General features: G+C 74.0%; 15 protein-coding genes. 10 read left to right on the forward strand and 5 right to left on the reverse strand.

The genetic code is table 11. The annotated features are described in order from the left end of the window. Window positions 1-77 precede the first annotated feature (77 nt). Window positions 78-2,177 carry an ATP-binding SpoIIE family protein phosphatase gene (locus tag IH54_RS0115615; RefSeq protein WP_063762309.1) on the reverse strand — a complete coding sequence of 700 codons (2,100 nt, stop codon included), beginning with the start codon at window positions 2,175-2,177 and terminating at the stop codon, window positions 78-80. 141 nt (window positions 2,178-2,318) lie between these two features. Between IH54_RS0115615 and IH54_RS0115620 the strand changes: the two genes are divergently transcribed. From IH54_RS0115620 to IH54_RS0115665, 10 genes are all read left to right on the forward strand, one after another. Then, on the forward strand, window positions 2,319-3,023 hold the full coding sequence (locus tag IH54_RS0115620) for a ribonuclease H family protein (protein WP_031517121.1): 705 nt from the start codon (window positions 2,319-2,321) through the stop codon (window positions 3,021-3,023). A gap of 324 nt (window positions 3,024-3,347) precedes the next feature. Continuing rightward, window positions 3,348-3,995, forward strand: coding sequence for a GntR family transcriptional regulator (locus IH54_RS0115625; RefSeq protein WP_031517123.1), 648 nt, complete (start codon window positions 3,348-3,350; stop codon window positions 3,993-3,995). Beyond that, the gene (locus IH54_RS0115630) at window positions 3,995-4,903 is read left to right on the forward strand and encodes a dihydrodipicolinate synthase family protein (protein ID WP_031517125.1); all 909 of its coding nucleotides are present in this window, start codon (window positions 3,995-3,997) and stop codon (window positions 4,901-4,903) included. Before IH54_RS0115625 ends, IH54_RS0115630 begins: the two co-directional genes overlap by 1 nt. Then, the gene (araD, locus tag IH54_RS0115635; protein WP_031517127.1) at window positions 4,900-6,630 is read left to right on the forward strand and encodes an L-arabinonate dehydratase; all 1,731 of its coding nucleotides are present in this window, start codon (window positions 4,900-4,902) and stop codon (window positions 6,628-6,630) included. Before IH54_RS0115630 ends, araD begins: the two co-directional genes overlap by 4 nt. Window positions 6,631-6,648: 18 nt before the next feature. Beyond that, on the forward strand, window positions 6,649-7,578 hold the full coding sequence (locus IH54_RS0115640; RefSeq protein ID WP_031517129.1) for a carbohydrate ABC transporter permease: 930 nt from the start codon (window positions 6,649-6,651) through the stop codon (window positions 7,576-7,578). Continuing rightward, entirely contained in the window at window positions 7,575-8,471 is an 897-nt protein-coding gene (locus IH54_RS0115645; RefSeq protein WP_031517131.1) for a carbohydrate ABC transporter permease, read from the forward strand. Before IH54_RS0115640 ends, IH54_RS0115645 begins: the two co-directional genes overlap by 4 nt. 5 nt (window positions 8,472-8,476) lie before the next feature. Then, the gene (locus IH54_RS0115650) at window positions 8,477-9,631 is read left to right on the forward strand and encodes a Gfo/Idh/MocA family protein (protein WP_031517133.1); all 1,155 of its coding nucleotides are present in this window, start codon (window positions 8,477-8,479) and stop codon (window positions 9,629-9,631) included. After that, on the forward strand, window positions 9,628-10,446 hold the full coding sequence (locus IH54_RS0115655) for a PmoA family protein (protein WP_031517135.1): 819 nt from the start codon (window positions 9,628-9,630) through the stop codon (window positions 10,444-10,446). Before IH54_RS0115650 ends, IH54_RS0115655 begins: the two co-directional genes overlap by 4 nt. A gap of 95 nt (window positions 10,447-10,541) precedes the next feature. Next, the gene (locus tag IH54_RS0115660; protein ID WP_031517137.1) at window positions 10,542-11,891 is read left to right on the forward strand and encodes an ABC transporter substrate-binding protein; all 1,350 of its coding nucleotides are present in this window, start codon (window positions 10,542-10,544) and stop codon (window positions 11,889-11,891) included. A 136-nt stretch (window positions 11,892-12,027) separates the two neighbouring features. Beyond that, window positions 12,028-13,320 (forward strand): pectate lyase family protein, encoded by a 1,293-nt coding sequence (locus IH54_RS0115665; protein ID WP_052397513.1) that lies wholly within the window; start codon window positions 12,028-12,030, stop codon window positions 13,318-13,320. 301 nt (window positions 13,321-13,621) lie between these two features. Here the strand turns inward: IH54_RS0115665 and IH54_RS41655 are convergent, their stop codons facing one another. The 4 genes from IH54_RS41655 to IH54_RS41660 form a co-directional block, all read right to left on the reverse strand. Next, on the reverse strand, window positions 13,622-14,476 hold the full coding sequence (locus IH54_RS41655; RefSeq protein ID WP_052397487.1) for a DUF4232 domain-containing protein: 855 nt from the start codon (window positions 14,474-14,476) through the stop codon (window positions 13,622-13,624). Next, a complete protein-coding gene (locus IH54_RS0115680; protein WP_031517144.1) occupies window positions 14,460-14,951 on the reverse strand; it encodes an RNA polymerase sigma factor in 492 nt (163 codons plus the stop codon). The genes IH54_RS41655 and IH54_RS0115680 overlap by 17 nt, the downstream gene beginning before the upstream one ends. A gap of 53 nt (window positions 14,952-15,004) precedes the next feature. Next, window positions 15,005-15,622, reverse strand: a complete 618-nt coding sequence (locus tag IH54_RS0115685; RefSeq protein ID WP_043181097.1) for a class F sortase — start codon at window positions 15,620-15,622, stop codon at window positions 15,005-15,007. A 153-nt stretch (window positions 15,623-15,775) separates the two neighbouring features. Beyond that, window positions 15,776-16,498 (reverse strand): DUF4232 domain-containing protein, encoded by a 723-nt coding sequence (locus tag IH54_RS41660; RefSeq protein ID WP_052397488.1) that lies wholly within the window; start codon window positions 16,496-16,498, stop codon window positions 15,776-15,778. Window positions 16,499-16,608 lie beyond the last annotated feature (110 nt).

Genomic DNA, 16,608 nt, shown 5'->3' on the forward strand with positions numbered 1-16,608 from the left:
GATTTCTGCCTGTCTCGTGGGCTCGGAGATGTGTATAAGAGACAGGCGGTGCACCGCGTGCCGCGCCCCCCGCGCCGTCAGAAGTCCTCGGAATCGTCCATCCGGTCCAGCACGGCCGCCGCGTCCTCCCCGGCCGGCTCCCCCGCGCCGTCCCCACCTTCTGCCCTTCCCACGCCTTCCACGCCTTCTTCTTCGTCCTCCCACAGCGAGAACCACACCGTCTTGCCCTCCGACTCCGGCCGCACGCTCCACTGGCCGGACAGGATGTCCAGCAGCATCAGCCCGCGGCCCGACGACGCCAGCTCGCCCGGGCTGCGCTGGTGCGGCAGCTCGTCGCCGTTGTCGGACACCTCCACCCGCAGCACCCGGCGGCCCGGCTCGCCCGTCAGCGACGCGGTCAGCGACGCCGACTGGTCGGTGTGCATGAGCACGTTGCCGACCAGCTCCGACGTCAGCAGCACCGCGGTGTCCACCTGGTCCGGCTGCGCCCAGTCGTGCAGCAGCGCCTGCAGCTCGGCGCGGGCCTCCGACAGGCCCTGCGCCTGGTCCTGCTCGATGGTCAGCACGAGCTTGCGCTCGGGCACCGTCCGCTGGGCGACCCCGGTGTCGCGGCGCAGCAGCACCAGCGCGATGTCGTCCTCGTTGCGCGGCGCCAGGTCGTGCCGGGCGCCCGCCGCCGCACGCTCGTCGCTGCCCTCGGGGCCGCGCCGCGCCGACTGGGCCAGCGGGTGGTGCACCGCGCGGATGAGGGTGTCCGCGATGCCCTCCAGATCCTCGGCGGGCCCCGGCGAGAAGGCGTCCCTGACCCGCACCCAGCCGCTGTACATGTCGTGCCCGCCGGTCTCGATCAGGCCGTCGGTGCACAGCAGCAGGATCTCGTCGGGCCGCAGCTCCATGTCGGTGATCGGGAAGTCCTCGGTCCCGGGCATCAGCCCCAGCGGCAGCCCGCCGTTGACGTGCTTGAGCAGGCACGTGCCGTCCGCGAGCCGCAGCACCGGGTGCGGGTGGCCGGCGCGGGCGATGTGCAGCATGCCCGACGCGGGCTCGGCCTCGATGTACAGGCAGGTCGCGAAGCGGTCGTCGTCGAGGGCGGCCAGGAAGCGCGAGGCGCGGGCCAGCACCGCGTCCGGGCCGTGGCCCTCGGCCGCGTAGGCGTGCACGGCGGTGCGCAGCTGCGCCATCAGGGCGGCGGCGTGCACGTCGTGGCCCTGGACGTCGCCGATGACGACGGCGAGCCGGCCGCCGGGCAGGTTGATCACGTCGTACCAGTCGCCGCCGACCACCAGCCCGCCGCCGGTCGGGATGTAGCGGGTGGCGAGGGTCAGCCCCGGGACCGCGGGCGGCGTCGAGCCCATGCTGCGCCGCAGCCCGCGGGAGAGGGCCAGCTCCGCGGTGCCGGTCCGGGTGCGCTCCAGGGCCTGCGCGACCAGTCGGGAGGCCAGCACCAGCAGCGCCCGCTCGTCGTCGGTGAAGGCGACCGGCTCGCGGAAGGCCATCAGGCACACCGCGCTGACGCTGCCCTTCGTGACGAGCGGCAGGAACGCCCAGGACTTGCGCCCGTGCCGCGCCGCGGCCGGCCAGGTGGCGGGGAAGCGCTCGCGGTACTCGGCGGCCGACGCCAGGTAGACCGGGCGGCCGGTGTCGATCACCTCGGTGGCCGGGAAGGCCGACCCGGCCGGCATCCGGAAGGCCTCTTCACCCTCCCGGCGGCGGTATCCGTACTGGGCCAGCACCTTCAGGAACTTGTCGGTGAGGCCGAAGACGACCAGCCCGTCCAGCGGGAAGTCGGGGGCGAAGAGCCTGGTCACGGTCTTGAGGGCGGCGGACAGCGACTCGGCCTCGGCGAGGTCGTGGCCGGCCTCCAGCAGCACGGCGTCCCGCAGCCGGCCCTCGGCGGGCGCACCGCCGGAACCCGGAGCGGAATCGGGCCCGGGGTCCGGGGGAGGGGCACCCGGGTGGTCGGTGAAGCGGTTCATGGTGTCGATCTGCCGCTGCCCCGCGAGATCGGGCTCCGCGGCCGTCCCGGACTGCTCGCGACCGCCCTCCGGGTCCGCGACGGCGCCGGTCCGGGCCCCCGCGGGAGCCCCGTCCCGCGCGTCCGCGGGCTCGCCGGACCCGGCCTGCGTGTCGGCCTCCGACGGCTCGCGCGGCGCCGGACGGCCCGCTCCGTTGCCCATCCCGGCGCCCTCTCGCCGCAGCGGTGGTCCTGTCCGTACCCATGCTGGGCGACGGCGGCGGCGCCCGCATGCGGAGCGCGCCCGCCCGGGCACCGCGGGCGGCGGCCGGGGGCGATGTGCTTTCGCGCCGGGGGAGCTGGCATGCTCGGACACGTGGGTGAACGCATCATCGCCGCGTGTGACGGGGCATCGAAGGGCAATCCTGGACCTGCCGCCTGGGCCTGGGTCATCGCCGACGACCGGGGCGAACCGGTCCGCTGGGAGGCCGGTCCGCTGGGCAGCACCACCAACAACGTGGCCGAGCTGACCGCGCTGGAACGGCTGCTGGAGGCGGTCGACCCGGACGTCGCGCTGGAGGTCCGGATGGACTCCCAGTACGCGATGAAGGCGGTCACGACCTGGCTTCCCGGCTGGAAGCGCAAGGGCTGGAAGACCGCGGCGGGCAAGCCCGTCGCCAACCAGGAGCTGGTGGTGCGCATCGACGCGTTGCTGGCCGGGCGCGCGGTGGACTTCCGCTACGTGCCCGCGCACCAGGTGGACGGCGACCGGCTCAACGACTTCGCCGACCGCGCCGCGAGCAACGCCGCGGTGGTCCAGGAGCCGGCCGGCAGCGCCCTCGGCTCGCCGCCGCCCCCGCGCACGCCCGACACGGTGCGCAAGGCGCCGCGCCCGGCGCGCTCCGGCGGCTCCGGCGGCTCCGGCGGTACGGGCGGCGCGTCCGGAGGCGGCCCGGCCCGTACCCTGAAGGCCAAATACCCCGGCCGCTGCCGCTGCGGGCGGGGATACGCGCCCGGTGAGCTGATCGCCAAGAACGCCGACGGCTGGGGCCACCCCGACTGCCGCTGACCCGCCGCCGCGACCTTCCCGGCGGCCTCCCGACCTGCCGGCCGCCTGGCCCACTGCCCCCTGACTCCGACCTCCTGACCTCCTGACCTGCCGGTCCGCGGCCCGCCGCGGCCGCACCGCCACCGCCCCCGTCCCCGCGCTCCCCGCGCGGCGGCGGGGGCTCGCGCATGTCCGGGCCCGCGCCCCGGCACCCGCCCGCCGTGAGAAAAAGCCCGCGCCCGTTCGTGCGCAGGGCATTGACGCCCGCACCCGGCGGCCCTACGGTCATCCGCGTCGTACTTCGTACGTCATATATGAGACCTGATATGTGAGATCTGAGAGCCCATGACCTTCGCTCCCACGCCGATCCCGTCCCGGACCCAGTACGTCCTCGAAGCGATCAAGCACCGCATCCTCACCGGGCAGCTCAGCCCGGGGCAGGCCCTGGTCGAGGCGGACCTGGCGGCGCAGTTCGGGGTGTCCAAGACCCCGGTGCGCGAGGCGCTCAAGACGCTCGCCGGCACGGGCCTGGTGGTCATGAGCCAGTACAAGGGCGTCACCGTGCGCACCGTGGACGCGGACATGGCCCGCGAGGTCTACGACGTGCGCCTGCTGCTCGAACCCGAGGCGCTGCGCCGCACCATCGCCCGCCAGGCCTCGCTCGCCGAGGCGCAGGAGGCGCTGGAGCGCGCGGCCCGGGCGGAGGACCGGGCCGACCGCAGCCTCGCCAACCGCGACTTCCACCGCGCCCTCTACCTGCCGTGCGGCAACCCGCTGCTGGCCCGGATGCTCGACGAACTGCGCGACCAGGCCGCGCTGGTGTCCACCGTCGCCTGGGCCGCCGACCCGTCGTGGGAGCGGGAGGCGAGCGAGCACGAGGAGATCCTCCGGCTGGCCCTGGCCGGTGACGCGGACGAGGCGACGCGGCTGTTGCACACGCACATCGCGGTCTTCTTCCGCCGTGCGTTCCCCGACGACGAGGAGGGTGTCTGATGGACCGTTCCGCGCTCACGGCCGCGCTCGCAGGTGTGGTGGCGATCCCGGTGATCCCCTTCGGCACCGACGGCGGCATCGACCGGGACGCCTACCGGGTGCTGCTGCGGCGGCTGCTGGACGGCGGCATCTCCACCGTCACGCCGAACGGCAACACCGGCGAGTTCTACGCCCTGACCCCGCAGGAGCGGCAGGCCGTCGTCCTCGACACGCTCGCCGAGACCGCGGACCGGCCCGACGCCACCGTGGTCGTCGGCGTCGGCCACGATCTGCCGACCGCGATCGGAGCCGCCGAGCACGCCCGGGACTGCGGGGCCGCGATGGTGATGGTGCACCAGCCCGTGCACCCGTACGTCTCGCAGGACGGCTGGGTCGCCTACCACCGCGCCATCGCCGAGGCGGTGCCGGAGCTGGGCGTCGTGCCGTACATCCGCAACCCGCTGCTGGACGGCGAGTGGCTGGCAGAGCTGGGCGGGCGCTGCCCCAACGTGATCGGCGTGAAGTACGCGGTGCCGGACGCCGCCCGCTTCGCCGCCTTCGCGCGGGACGCCGGGCTGGATCGCTACGTGTGGCTCGCGGGCCTGGCCGAGCTGTACGCGCCCGCGTACTTCGCGGCCGGCGCGACCGGCTTCACCTCGGGTCTGGCCAACGTGGCGCCGCGGATCTCGCTGGAGATGCTCGCCGCCCTGCGCGGCGGCGACTACCCGGCCGCGATGAAGGTGTGGGAGCAGATCCGCGCCTTCGAGGACCTGCGGGCCGCCCGGCAGTCCGCCGACAACGTCACGGTGGTCAAGGAGGCGCTCGCCTCACTCGGCCTGTGCCGCCGCGAGGTCCGCCCGCCCAGCAGCGCGCTGCCCCAGGAGCGGCGCGCCGAGGTCGCCGCCGCGGTGGAGGGCTGGGGGCTGTGACCGGAGCCGAGAGCACCCGGCCGCCGCTGCGCAGCAGCGCGTGGTACGACGGCGACGGCCTGCGGGCCTTCAGCCACCGGGCCAGGACCCGGCAGCTCGGCTACCTGCCCGAGGAGCACCTGGGCAAGCCGGTGATCGCCGTGCTGAACACCTGGTCGGACATCAACCCCTGCCACAGCCACCTGCGCGAGCGCGCCCAGGCCGTCAAGCGCGGGGTGTGGCAGGCCGGCGGCTTCCCGCTGGAATTCCCCGTCGCCACACTGTCGGAGACCTTCCAGAAGCCGACCCCGATGCTCTACCGCAACCTGCTCGCGATGGAGACCGAGGAGCTGCTGCGCTCCTACCCGGTCGACGGCGCGGTGCTGCTCGGCGGCTGCGACAAGACCACGCCCGCGCTGCTGATGGGCGCGGCCAGCGCCGACCTGCCCGCCCTCTTCGTCCCTGCCGGACCCATGCTCCCCGGCCACTGGCGCGACGTCGTGCTCGGCTCGGGCACGGACATGTGGAAGTACTGGGACGACAAGCGCGCCGGCCTGATCGGCGACTGCGAGATGGCCGAACTGGAGAGCGGGCTCGCCCGTTCGCCCGGCCACTGCATGACGATGGGCACCGCCTCCACGCTGACCGCCGCCGCCGAGGCGCTCGGTATGACGATGCCCGGCGCGTCCTCGATCCCCGCGGTCGACTCCGGGCACGAGCGGATGGCCGCGGCGAGCGGCGCCCGCATCGTCGAGCTGGTCCGCCGGGACGTCCGGCCGTCGGCGATCCTGACCCGCGAGGCGTACGAGGACGCCGTCACCACCGTGCTCGCGCTCGGCGGTTCCACCAACGCGGTGATCCACCTCGTCGCGATGGCCGGCCGCTCCCGGGTGCCGCTCGCGCTGGACGACTTCGACCGGCTCGCCCGCGACGTGCCCGTGCTCGCCAACGTCCGCCCGGGCGGCCGGTACCTGATGGAGGACTTCCACTTCGCCGGCGGCCTGCCCGGACTGCTGTCCCGGATCACCGGGCTGCTGCACCTGGACCGCCCCACCGTCGCCCACGACAGCCTGCGCGAGCAGCTGGCCGGCGCGCTGGTCCACGACGACGACGTGATCCGCGACCCGGCGCACGCGCTCGCCGCCGAGGGCGGCATCGCGGTGCTGCGCGGCAACCTCTGCCCGGACGGCGCGGTCATCAAGCACATAGCCGCCGAGCCGCGGCTGCTCACCCACACCGGTCCTGCCGTCGTCTTCGACGACTACCGCACCCTCCAGGCGACCGTGAACGACCCCGGGCTCGGCATCACCGCCGACAGCGTGCTGGTGCTGCGCAATTCGGGGCCGCTCGGCGGGCCCGGCATGCCCGAGTACGGCATGCTCCCGATCCCCGACCACCTGCTCAAGCAGGGCGTGCGCGACATGGTCAGGATCTCCGACGCCCGGATGAGCGGCACCAGTTACGGCGCCTGCGTGCTGCACGTCGCCCCCGAGTCGTACGTCGGCGGCCCGCTCGCGCTGGTGCGCGACCACGACCTGATCACCCTCGACGTGCCGGGCCGCACCCTGCACCTGGACGTCGACGACGCCGAACTCGACCGGCGCCGCGCCGAGCTGAAGCCGCCGCCGGCCCGCTACGGGCGCGGCTACGGCGCCCTCTACCAGGACCAGATCACCCAGGCCGACACGGGCTGCGACTTCCGCTTCCTCGCCGCGCCCGGCGACGTCCCGGAACCCCACGTGTCATAGCGAAGGAGCCCTGAGGTCATGGCCATCGCCGTGGCGAAGAAACCGGTCAAGAACCGCGTGAAGAACCGCAGCCGGCGCGCCCGGCGCCTGCCGTACCTGCTGATAGCCCCGGCCGCCGTGCTGATGCTGGGCTTCATCGCCTACCCGATGGGCAGCGTCCTCTACTACAGCCTCCAGGACTACAACGTCACCAAGCCCTGGCGGAACGGCTACGCGGGCCTCGGCAACTTCCACCGCATCTTCACCGACGACCCGCAGTTCTGGCAGAGCCTCGGCTTCAGCCTGCGCTGGGTCGTGGTGCAGATCGGCCTCCAGCTGGTCATCGGGCTCGCGCTCGCGCTGCTGGTCAACCAGACCTTCGTCGGCCGCGGACTGTCGCGCGCGCTGGTCTTCTCGCCCTGGGCGGTGTCCGGGGTGCTGACCACCACCATCTGGATGCTGCTCTACAACCCCTCGACGGGCATGAGCCGCTACCTCGCCGACGCCGGCATCGGCTCCTACGGCCACTCGGTGCTGTCCGACCCGCACACCGTCTTCTGGGCCGCGGTGCTCGCCGAACTGTGGCGCGGGGTGCCCTTCTTCGCGATCCTGCTGCTCGCCGACCTCCAGTCGATCCCGCAGGACCTCTACGAGGCCGCCTCCGTCGACGGCGCCAACCGGCTGCGGCAGTTCTTCCACATCACGCTGCCGCACCTGAAGGACGCGATCGTGCTGTCCACGCTGCTGCGCGCGGTGTGGGAGTTCAACAACGTCGACCTGCTCTACACCCTGACCGGCGGCGGCCCGGCGGGGCAGACCACCACGCTGCCGCTGTACGTCGCCAACACCGGCCTGGACGGGCACGACTTCGGCTACGCCTCGGCGCTGACCACCGTCGCCTTCGTCATCCTGCTCTTCTTCTCCCTCGTCTACCTGCGTCTGAGCAAGTTCGGAGGCGAACGCGCATGACCACGGCACTCGCCGAGGGCGTGGCCCTGCCGCCCGCGGCCCTCCCGCAGACCCGCAGGGGCCGGCGCCGCGGGCGCGGACCCACCGACGGCCCGCCGCGCTGGCAGATCTACCTGCCGCTGGGCCTGTACCTGCTGTTCACGCTCGTGCCCTTCTACTGGATGCTGCTCTTCGCGTTGCGCCCCGACGGCTCCACCTCGCTGGTGCCGTGGCCGGTCACCGGCGCGCACTTCGACAAGGTCTGGAACGACCGCTCCTTCGGCACCTTCTTCGTCAACAGCATGCTGGTCGGCGCCGGCACCCTGGTCTTCACCACCGTGGTCGCGCTCAGCGGCGGCTACGCACTGGCCCGCTTCCGCTTCAAGGGCCGCACCGCCTTCCTGATCGCCCTGCTGTGCTCGCAGTTCATCCCGGGCGCGCTCATGCTCGTACCGCTCTTCCAGATCTTCCGGCACCTGCAGCTGATCAACTCGCTGTGGAGCGTGGTCATCTCGGAGACCGTCTTCCAGCTGCCGCTGTCGGTGATCCTGCTCAGCGGCTTCATCAAGGGCATACCCGAGGCGCTGGAGGAGGCCGCGTGGGTCGACGGCTGCACCCGCTTGCGGGCCTTCCGGGCGGTGGTGCTGCCGATGCTGCGCCCCGGGCTCGTCGCCGTGGGCTCGTTCGCCTTCGTGCACAGCTGGAACCACTTCCTCTTCGCGCTGATGTTCCTCAGCGAGCAGGACAAGCAGACGATCCCGGTCGGCCTCAACACCCTCATCGGCGCCGACAGCGTCGACCTCGGAGCGCTGGCCGCGGGCGGTGTCATCGCCGCCGTGCCTGTGGTGATCGTCTTCGCCTTCATCCAGAAGTGGCTGATCACCGGCTTCAGCGCCGGCGCGGTGAAGGGGTGAGGGGCATGGGCGCGACACGTGTCGTACTGGCCGGCGGCCGCGGCCACGGCCACTGGCACCTGGACAACCTGCGCCGGCTCAGCGCCCGCGGCCTGGTCAGGCTCGCCGGCGTCTGCGACGTCACCCCGCTGGAGCCCGCAGCGCTGACCCGGCTCGGCAGGCCCGCGCAGGGACCCGACCTCGGCGCCCTGATCGACGCCACCGGCGCGACCGCGGCGATCGTGTGCACCCCCATCCACACCCACACCTCCCTCGCGCTGACCGCCGCGGCGCACGGCGCCGACGTCCTGCTGGAGAAGCCGCCCGCGCCCTCGCTCGGCGAATTCCGCAGACTCACCCGGGGGCTGGCCGGCCGCGGCCGGGCCTGCCAGATCGGCTTCCAGTCGCTCGGCTCGCACGCCCTGCAAGCGGTGCGCGAGCTGGTCGCGGACGGCGCGGTGGGCGAGCTGCGCGGCATCGGCGCGGCCGGCAACTGGGTACGCGAGGAGCACTACTTCCGCCGCGCCGCCTGGTCGGGACGGCGCCGGCTGGACGGCACCGACGTCGTCGACGGCGTCCTGACCAACCCGCTCGCGCACGCCGTCGCCACCGCGCTGCACCTGGACGGCAGCACCGCCGAGGAGGACGTCGAGGAGGTGCGCACCGAGCTGTACCGGGCGCACGAGATCGAGTCCGACGACACCTCGTGCGTCGACATCCGCACCGCCCGCGGCACCCGGATCGTCGTCGCGGCCACCTTGTGTGCGGCCCGCGCCGCCGAGCCGTACGTCGTGGTGCACGGCAGCAGGGGCCGGATCACCTTCTGGTACAAGCAGGACCGGGTGCTGCTGCAGCGCGCCGGGCACGGCCCCGACGAGCGGGCGTACGGACGTACCGACCTGCTGGAGAACCTGCTCGCGCACCGCGCGGGCGGCACGCCGCTGCTGGTGCCGCCCGCCGCGACCGGCGCGTTCATGCGGGTCGTGGAGGCCGTGCGCACCGCGGAGGACCCGCAGCCGGTCCCGCCGTCCCGCTGGCGTACCGCACCGGGGGAGCGCTCCCACCGGCGGATCGTGGACGGGGCGGACGAGCTGGTCGACGGCGCCGCCGAGAAGCTCGCGACCTTCGCCGAACTCGGCGCGCCCTGGGCCGCCCCGCTGCGCCCGGCGGCCCGCCGGTGACCGGCGCCCTGCCGCTGCGCTGCGGCTCCACGACCGTCGGGGCGTACGTCCCCGCGCCGCGGCTGGCCTCCCGGTTGTCCCCGCGCCCCTACCTGCACCCGCTGACCACCCTGGGCGGCACACCCGTCACCGAGCTGATGCCCGCCGACCACCTGCACCACCTCGGCGCGGGCGTCGCGGTCCCGGACGTGGCCGGGCACAACTTCTGGGGCGGCCGCACCTTCGTCCGCGACCGGGGGCCCACCGAGCTGGACAACCACGGCGAGCAGCGCCATCTGGGGTGGACCGCGCGGCGCCCGGACGGCTTCACCGAGGAGCTGTCCTGGACCGCCGCGGGGCGCGAACTCCTGCACGAGGAAAGGACGGTCACTGCTCGTCAACTGGCCGCGCGGGCCTGGGAGCTGGACTTCTCCTTCACCCTGACCAACACCACCGGCGCCTCGCTGCGCATCGGCAGCCCCGCCACCAACGGCCGTCCCGGCGCCGGATACGGCGGCTTCTTCTGGCGCGCCCCGCGCACCGGCACACCCCCGCAGGTCTTCACCTCCGACGCCGCCGGCGAGGACGCCGTGCACGGCAGTACCGCCGGCTGGCTGGTGCTCGCCGCGGAGCACTGGACCCTCGTGCTGTGCGGCGCCGACCCCTGGTTCGTCCGAACCCGCGAATACCCCGGCGTCGGCTCCGCCCTGGCCTGGCGCAGCCCGCTGACCGTACCCGCCGGCGGCAGCGTCGCCCGGCGGGTCGTCACCGCCGTGGCCGACGGCCGGCTCGGCCCTGACGAGGCCGCCGCGCTGGCCGCCCGCACCACCCGCTGACCGGCGTCCCCGGCTCGGCAGCAGCACCCACCCGCCGGCCGTCCCGACCCGGGCGTCCGGCCGCGACACCCGTCCCGACAACCGAAAGAGCCGCCATGCCGCACCCGCAGCACAGACACCGCAGAGCCCGGCTGACCGCCGGCACCGCCCTCGCCGCAGCGCTCGCCCTCACCGTCACCGCCTGCGGTGACGACGGCAGCGGCAGCTCGGGAGGGGAGGGCAGTGGAAAGGGGAAGATCGTCTTCTGGGACAACAACGGCGGTGTGCGCACCGACGTCTGGAAGCAGATCATCGCCGCGTTCGAGAAGCAGAACCCCGACATCCACGTCGAGTACGTCGGCATACCGATCGCCGACGTGCAGAAGAAGTACGACACCGCGATCGCCGGCGGCGGCCTGCCGGACGTCGGCGGCGTCGGCACCGCCTACCTCGCCAACATGGTCGCGCAGAACGCACTGGAACCGCTCGGCGGCCGGATCGACGACAGCGGGCTGAAGGGCAAGCTGGTCACCGGTATGGTCTCCAGCGTCCAGGCGGCCGGCGGCCAGGGCAAGGAGATGTACGAGGTCCCGACCTCCGCCAACATGGGCACCCTGTGGTACCGCCCGGACCTCTTCACCGCCGCGGGCCTGCAGCCGCCCACCACCTGGTCGGCCTTCTACGCCGCCGCCGACGAGCTCACCGACGCCGGGAAGAACAAGTTCGGCTTCACACTGCGCGGCGGCGCCGGATCCGTCGCCCAGGCGCTGGAGATGATGTACGCCCAGTCCGGCATCGACACCTTCTGGAACGGCGACAAGACCACTGTCAACGACCCGAGGAACATCGCCGCGCTGGAGAAGTACGTCGGCCTGTACAAGAAGGACACCCCCGAGGCCGACCTTAACAACGACTTCGTCAACATGGTCGCCGAGTTCGACCACGGCACCGTCGGCATGCTGCAGCACAACCTCGGCTCGTACAACGACCACGTGAAGGCCTTCGGCAAGGACAGGATCGAGGGCGTCACCCTGCCCCCGTCGCAGGACGGCGGGGTGCGCACCATCGTCTCCAACCCGGTCGACGGGCTGGGCCTGTTCAAGAGCAGCAAGAACAAGGCGGCGGCGTGGAAGTTCATCGAGTTCGCCGCCTCCGCGAAGATGAACAGCCTCTGGAACCGGTCCGCGGGCGCCATCCCGGCCAACACCGGTGCCGCGCAGGACGCGTGGATCAACGACGCCAAGCCCACCAAGACGGCGATGGAGTCGCTCAACGACCCCGGGACCAAGATCGTCCAGTTCCCGTACTACCTGCCGGACTGGAACAACATCACCAAGGCCGACACCGAGCCGGAGTTCCAGAAGCTCCTGCTCGGCAAGATCAGCGCGAAGGACTTCGCCGACGAGCTGGCCGGCAAGATCAACGACGCCCAGACCGACTTCCTCGCGCACAACAAGAAGAAGTGAGCCCGCGGCGGGGCCGGTCCACGCGCCCCGGCCCCGCCCGCACCCACCCCCCACGCCCCTCCTTCCGCCGTCACGCCTTCTCCTTCACCCCCACCGGGAGCCGCACGTGCGCAAGAGCCATGTCCCGCTGATCGCCATGCTCGTCTCCGCCGCCCCCCTGGTGCTGGCCGCCGCCCCCGCGCACTGCGCGCCCGGCGGGCACAGCGCCGGCGTGCCGCGCTACGCCCGCCAGGCGCTGCCCGCCCACGACGGCTGGGCCTCCCAGGACGGCGGTACCACCGGCGGCGCGGCCGCCGACGCCGCGCACGTCTACACCGTCACCGACCGCGCGGAACTGGCCGCCGCCCTCGACGGCGGCAGCGCCGTCCCGAAGATCATCCAGGTCTCCGGGACCGTCGACGGCAACGCCGACGCCGCCGGAGACCCGCTGTCCTGCGACGACTACGCCACCGGCGGCTACAGCCTGGACGCCTACCTCGCCGCGTACGACCCGGCCGTCTGGGGCCGGGACGAGGTGCCGTCCGGGCCGCTGGAGGACGCGCGCGCCGCGTCCGCCGCGAAGCAGGCCCTCCAGGTCGAGCTGAAGGTCGGGCCCAACACCACCATCGTCGGTGTCGGGCACGAGCCGAGGCTGCTCGGCCTCGACCTCCAGGTGGCGAACGTGGACAACGTCATCGTCCGCAACCTCACCTTCGAGGACGCCTTCGACTGCTTCCCGCAGTGGGACCCGACCGACACCGCCGACGGCAACTGGAACTCCGAGTACGACAACCTCGTGCTCACCGGCGCCACCCATGTGTGGGTCGACCACAACACCTTCACCGACGGCCGCCGCCCCGACGCCGGCCAGCCGTACTACTTCGGCCGCATCTACCAGCAGCACGACGGCGAGATGGACGTCGTCAAGGGCGCCGACCACGTCACCGCCTCCTGGAACGCCTTCCTCGACCACGACAAGACGCTGCTGTTCGGCAACAGCGACGGTGCCGCCGCCACCGACGCCGGCAAGCTGCGGGTGACCCTCCACCACAACCTCTTCCAGGACATCGGCGAGCGCGCGCCGCGCGTCCGCTTCGGGCAGGTCGACGCCTACAACAACCACTACGACGTCACCGACGCGGCCACTTACGTCTACAGCCTCGGCGTGGGCAAGGAGTCGCAACTCGTCGCGCAGTACAACGCGTTCACGCTGCCCGCCGATGTCACCGCGGCCCGCACCATCGCGTACTGGAAGGGCACCGCGATGACGGAGGACCACAACTACGTCAACGGGCGAGCGGCCGACCTGCTCGGCGCGTTCGACGCGGCCAACCCCGCGACCCCGATCGCGCAGGGCTCGGGCTGGACGCCGACCGCGCGCACCCGCGTCGACGACCCGCGGGCCGTCCCGCAGATCGTCGACCGCGGCGCCGGAGCCGGCCGGCTCTGAACCCCGCGAGGCCTGCCGTCCGCCCGGGGCAGGGGCGGACGGCAGGCCTCAGCGTGCGCGACCGGCGGCGCCGCGCCCACCCCCGCTGCCCGGGGACGTCACGCTGCCGGCGCGCACCGTCCTGCTCAGCGAGCAGGAGCGGCCGGTGCCGGTCGGGGCCGGCCGCCGGCAACACCTTCGACGACCGTCTGCTGCGCGAACTGCCGCTCCCCACCACCCTCGTACCGCCCGACGTGGCCCTCTTCGACGGGCTCGACGACGACCGACGGACGTCCGTGCCCGGGTGACCGGCCACGGGCGCTCAGGCGGGCGGGTTGCCGGTGCGGCCCGCGGCCAGCGGCGTGATGGTGAACAGCTCGTCGCAGACGGTCAGTTCACCGGGGATCACCAGCGACGCGCGGCTGCCCGGCGGGTAGACCCGCACCTTCGCCGACGCCGGGCGGCAGGTGCCCAGGTGGTTGGCGGTGCGGATGGTGTCGCTCGCCGCCTCGCCCGGCCCCAGCACCACCGCCGTGTAGTCCATCGGGCTGCGGTCGGCGGGCGCGCCGATCTGCCTGCCGTCCGCGTCCAGCACCGACACGCCGGGGTAGCCGGTGAGGTGGCAGGCCGTCGCGCCGCGGTTGGTGAGCAGCAGGTAGCGGTAGACGCTGCCCGCCGCGCCGTCCGAGCCGCCGAGCGACGCGGTCAGCTGGGAGGCGGTGCACATCGGCGTCGCGGAGCCCTGGCCGGTGGACGTCGGGGTGCCGGACGGGGTCGGGGTGTCCCGCGCCGGGGAGGAGGCGGCCGCGGACGGGACGGACGGCGGGGGCGCGCCGTGCGTGCCGGGGGTGGCCCGAGACTCGGTCGTCACCGGCGGCGCGGGCCGGGGGGTGCGCGGTGCCGGGCTGGTCGGCGAGCCGGTCGCGGCCGGGCTCCCACGGTCGTCGGTGCCCCGCGGGGTGAGGGCGCCCACCAGGTACACCGACCCGGCGAGCACCGCGGCCGCCGCGACCCCGCCGCCCGCCGTGCGCAGCCGGCGCCGGCGCGCGGCCCGCCGCCGGATCTGCCCGAACGAGCCGGGCGGCGGCGCCAGGTACCCGGGCGGCTGCCGCAGCAGCGGCTCCTCCGGGCCGGGGCCCTCGGGGGCGCCCCCCAGGTCGTCAGGAAATCCGGTCATGGTGTCCTTCGAGTCGGGCGCGGAGCAGTTCGCGTGCGGCGTGCAGGTCGGCCTTGACGGTGCCCTCCCGGCGGCCCAGCAGCGCGGCCACCTCACGGACCGGCAGGTCCGCGTAGTAGTACAGCAGCACCGGGTTGCGCAGCCGCTCCGGCAGCGACTGGACCAGCATCCGCACCGACGGGTCGTCGGGCTCCCCTTGCGCGTGCAGGGACTGCTCGGCCGACACCCGGCGCAGCGCGCGCCGCTCGCGCTCCATTCTGCGCCAGTGGTCGCGGACCAGGTTGGCCGCGGTCACGTACAGGAAGCCGGTCGGCTCCTCGACCCGTGTCCAGCGGGCCCACAGACGGGTGAACGCCTCGGCGGCCACCTCGTGGGCGGTGCCGTCGTCGTCCACCAGCCGGCGGCACCAGCCCGCCAGCCGCGGGTAGACGGCCTCGAACAGCTCGGCGGCGGCGCGCTCTTCGTACTGCCGGATGACGCCCCTCCTCACCTCCGCCGCCGGGCCGCCGACCGCGGCGGGCCAGTCGTTCACGAGCCGGCGACCAGCGAGGCGTAGACGATCACGTTGTCCGGGTAACCGCCGCCGCCCGTCAGCTTCGTGCCCCCGCAGGTGATGAGACGCAAGGCGGGGTGGTCCACGTTCCCGTACACCTGCTGCGTGGGGAAGTGCGCCTTGGGCACCGTCTGCACCCGCTCGACGGAGAACGTCGCCACGCTGCCGTCGGCCCGCTCGACCTGCACCCGGTCGCCCGGGCGCATCCGGTCCAGGTGACGGAAGACCCCGTCGCCGTACGCGCCGACCGTGACGTGCCCGAGCAGCACCGAAGGGCCGGTCTGGCCCGGCGTGGGCGAGCCGTCGTACCACCCGGCGGGGGAGTGGGCCTCGATCGGCGGCACCTTCACCGACCCGTCGGGCGCCAGGCCCAGCGCCATGACCGGGGTGTCCACGCCGAGCGAGGGGATCCGCAGCCGCTCCGGCGAGGACCGCGCCATCGCCGCGCCGGGCACGGCCCGGGGCGTGGTGGGCGTGGCCGTCGCCGAAGCGGTGGGCGGCGCCACGCCGCCGGGCGTGCCGGAGCCCGCGGGCGCGGGACCCGTGCCGGTCCCGTTGCAGGCCGACACGCCGACGGCGAGCGCGGCGAGCACCGCGGCGGCCCAGGGGAAACCGCGGGCCCGTCGGGGGACGCGCGTCCTCCCGCCGCCGGAAGGCCGGGCGGCGGCGGGAGGACGCGCCGGGGGCGCGGGGAGGCGAAGGGCTGCCTCCCCGCGCCGGGGTTCGCGACGCGAGCCGGCCAACGCTCAGCCCCGGGAGCGGCGGCGGGAGGCCGCGACGCCCAGGCCGCCGAGCAGGAGCGCCCCGGCGCCCGCCGCCAGACCGGCCGTCAGCTCGCCGCTGCCGCCGCCGCCCGTCGCGGCGAGACCGGTGTCCGGCGCGCCCTTCGGGATCTTGGTGACCTGGCCGGGGTTCGTCGGCGTGGGCTTGGCGCTGTGCGTCGGGGCGGGCGTGCCCACCGGGTCGCTGCCGTCCTTGCCCGCGGCCATCGGGGTGATCGTGAAGACCTTGTCGCAGATGGTCAGTTCACCGGGGATCACCAGCGACGCCGTGTTGCCCGGGGGGTATATCCGCACCTTCGCCGACGTCGGGAGGCACGTCCCCATGCGGTTGATCGTGTGGACGGTGTCGCTCGCCGACCCGCCGGGCTTCAGCACGACCGGCGAGTAGCGGCTCGGCTGGCGGTCGGCCGGGGTGCCGATCTGCTTGCCGCTCGCGTCCAGCACCGACACGCCCGGGTAGCCGGTGAGGTGGCAGGCCGTGGCGCTGTGGTTGGTGAGCACGAGATAGCGGTAGAGGTGGCCCGCGCCGGCGTCCCCGCCGCCGAGCGACGCGGTCAGCTGCGAGGTGGCGCACATCGGGGTGCCGGGCGCCCGGCCCACCGGGGCCGAGGCGACGGCGGGGACGGCCCCCGCGACCGCCACCGCGAGGACCGCCGCCGTGCCGGCGGCGAGTGAGGTACTGCGCATGTCCCGTCCCTCGTTTCTCCGGCGGCCGGCCGCGCGTCACATCGCGCGGACCCGGGCCGTACCGGGATTCGCGGGCAGAGACGACACGGGCGGGCCCCGGGTTGTAAAGA

The sequence above is a fragment of the Streptomyces sp. NRRL F-5123 genome, assembly GCF_000721495.1.
Classification (GTDB): domain Bacteria; phylum Actinomycetota; class Actinomycetes; order Streptomycetales; family Streptomycetaceae; genus Actinacidiphila.